This is a genomic window from Vibrio sp. 1078-1, from assembly GCF_033340475.1.
The window spans coordinates 1-754 of the sequence record NZ_JAWOWM010000271.1; the positions used below are offsets into that span (position 1 = coordinate 1).

The following is a 754-nucleotide window of genomic DNA, read 5'->3' on the forward strand; positions in this document are numbered from 1 at the left end:
TCAACTTAAATAAACGCCTAAAAGGTTTCTATTAAATAAAAGGGTTGGCTTCGGTCAACCCTTTTCTATTGTCCTCAGAAATGACACTGCCCCTAATTTCTTTACTATTCATTTCGTTAATCTTTGGTTCAGCTTGTCGTTTGTACACTGATCTCAACATTTACAGGAGGTCAGTTATGGATTTAAAAAGTCTTCTAAACCAAGCGCTCAACTCTGATTTACTCAAACAAGGTGCTGACGCCCTGGGTAAGCAAACTCAAAACATCAAGTCATCATCCAGCTCTAGCCAGTTCAAAACTCTCGGCGCAGGAGCCATCGGTGGTGGATTGATTGGCATGCTTATGGGCTCAAAGAAAAGCAAAAAGATGGCGAAGAAAATGGGTTCTGGCGCGCTTAAAGTCGGTGGAGCGGCAGCACTCGGTGCACTTGCCTACAAAGTGTATAACGATTGGCAAGCTAAGCAGAGTGATCAAGGCGTCCATGAACCCTTCGATCCACAAGATAGCAAACACAGCGTATTAATTTTAAAAGCCATGATTGGTGCAGCCAAAGCCGATGGTCATGTCGATGATGTGGAAATGGCCCGAATTGAACAAGCCCTTACAGAAATGGGGGCAGATGAACACGTTCGTCAGTTGGTTCAGCAAGAGTTGCATAAGCCACTTGATCCAGTAGAAATCGCAAGCCAAGCGTCGACACCACAGCAAGCTTCTGAGATCTATTTAGCGTCACTCATTGTTGCCGATGAACAAAA

General features: G+C 44.4%; 1 protein-coding gene. It reads left to right on the forward strand.

The genetic code is table 11. The features are described from left to right. Positions 1-176 precede the first annotated feature (176 nt). On the forward strand, positions 177-754 hold a 578-nt coding region (locus tag R7190_RS27050; RefSeq protein WP_318137823.1), incomplete at its 3' end, for a tellurite resistance TerB family protein.